The 2,169-nt window shown below is 57.1% G+C and carries 2 protein-coding genes; both read right to left on the reverse strand.

Translation table 11 applies throughout. The features are described 5' to 3' along the window. Positions 1-1,029: diguanylate cyclase domain-containing protein (locus WBP53_RS03045; protein WP_423925804.1), on the reverse strand; the 1,029-nt coding region annotated here is incomplete at its 3' end. A 194-nt stretch (positions 1,030-1,223) separates the two neighbouring features. Next, the coding region (locus tag WBP53_RS03050; RefSeq protein WP_423925806.1) for an FIST signal transduction protein at positions 1,224-2,169 on the reverse strand (946 nt) is incomplete at its 5' end.

The raw sequence follows: 2,169 nt of genomic DNA on the forward strand, positions 1-2,169 counted from the left end.
GTAGTAGACCGAGCTGTTCGGCCCAGTGAGCTTGGCCTGGTACATGGCGGTATCGGCCCGCCTCAGAACCTGGTCCGCGCTGCACTCGCCGTCCGGGAACAATTCGATTCCGGTGGACGGCGAAACGTAGAGCAGGTGATCGCCCGCCTGTATGGTGCCGGTGAATTCGCTGCGCACACGATCCAGCAATGCATCGACCCGGCAGATCGTCTCTGCCTGCCCGATGGCGAGGAGGTGCAACAGGATCACGAATTCATCGCAGCTCAGGCGAGCGACGATGCCATCAGCGCCGACCAGTTCGCGCAGCTTGACCGCAACGGCAATCAACAGCTGGTCACCAACCGAGTGTCCGAGCGTATCGTTGACCACCTTGAATCGATCCAGGTCCAGAAACAGCAATGCGCCGATGGTTCCGTCGCGCGCCGCCGCTGTAACCTCGGCTTCCAGCGATTGCATCAATTGCCTCCGGTTGGGCAACTGGGTCAGATCATCATGCAGAAGCTGATGCAGGATGGTTTCTTCCGCCCGCTTGCGTGCCGCCACCGCCAGCAGCAGACCTTCGTGCTCGATGGATGCCTGGCAACTCAGGCCGAGGCGCTCGATCAATGGCTTGAGCAACTCGATGATTGCCGGCTCCAGCGGACTCTTGATTCGCTCAAGAGTCATCACTCCGAAACTGCCAAGATTGAATGCATACCTATGTTGGTCGCGATGCGCGACAATCTCGTGAACACATTCAACCGCGTGGTACGGCTGCGGCTTGAATGATGCCGGTGTCGGAGGCAGCGAATTGAATGGCAGGCTCAGAAAGTGCGAAAGGGCCGCCTGTTGCGAGTCGCCATTCGCGTGCAGCTGGACGCTTCCATCCACCTGCTGACGGAAATGAAAATGAACCGCGGCAAGGCCGAGCCTGCGCAGACAGACTCTAGAGAAGACCAGCAGCATGGGCCTAAGGCGCAAGGCCAAGCCAATCGCCATGCCGAGCTCATGCTGGATCGAGACATACTTGAGTGTATTCCTTAGCGGCACGAATAACCCCTAGAACGAATGGCACTTACTTTAGCGCTCGTCATCCCGGCGAAACGTTGGAATCGGTCTTGGGTAAGTGCCATTTGCCTTGACAGGAATGGCACTTATCTAACGCCGATAGCTTCATATTGCCATCCTCGCGAACGCGGGAATGACGAAACGTTGGAATCGGTCTCAAGTAAATGCCATTCCCCCTAGAACACCGTAACCACGGTCGACTTGTTCATCAGCTCGATCACTCCACACTTGGAATTCGCAATCTCGCCCAGGGTCAGGGCACCGATGACGCTGGTCGCCCCTGGCAATGCGCTGTCGATCGCTTCCAGTTCCTCTGAAAACCCGTCATCCAGAAATAAAACACGGCTGATGCAATCAAAAACCAGTGCGCGGTAGTCGCACAAATCCTCACCATTCAAGCGCAGGCGCCGACTGCGCAGCGCCTGATCAGCTGCATCGCCTGCCGAAGCAATCAGCCAGGCGGCATCACCTTCAAGCAAATATACGGTTGCATTCTGCGGAACTTCACCGACGCAGACCAGTTGGCTGTCGACGTGACGGATCGGATCGCGCACCAGGAAATCCCCATCGACACTCTCGATGCCAAGCGGGTAGGTTTTCGAGATCGAAAAGAAATCGGTCTCCGCGAATCGCATTCCGGAATGATCTTCCACAACCTGGCGGTAAACTTCGAATGCCGGAGCGTAGTTCAGCTCTTCCAGCACGTTCGCGTGCGACCGCGTGACAAGGAACGGACCCTCGAGTTTTTTCCATCCATGGGCAATTCCGCTGTCGATTCTAGAACCCAGAGCGACCAGCAAGGCGGCATCCTCAACCATGCCTTCGGGGCAAAAAAGGCAGGGGCGCTGAATGAAATCCAGATAGCCAGCACCACCACCGACAACAGGGGCGCGCGCGCCAACAAGCTCGTAAAGCGAATCCACAAAAAATTCGATGTTGGCGGACAAGCCGTCAACCAGGGTGAGTACCGAGGTGGCACCGTCAAGCAGTGATGTCAGATTTTGCAGCTGCGGATCAAGACCGCGCTTGTCCGAGAGCCCAGCGACAAGGCCGACCTGAACCGACTCGGAAAACCCGATCACAAGCGTGCCGCTGTCATGACGCCTTGCATCGTGGATGATA

The organism is Dokdonella sp. (genome assembly GCF_049593775.1).
Classification (GTDB): Bacteria; Pseudomonadota; Gammaproteobacteria; order Xanthomonadales; family Rhodanobacteraceae; genus Dokdonella.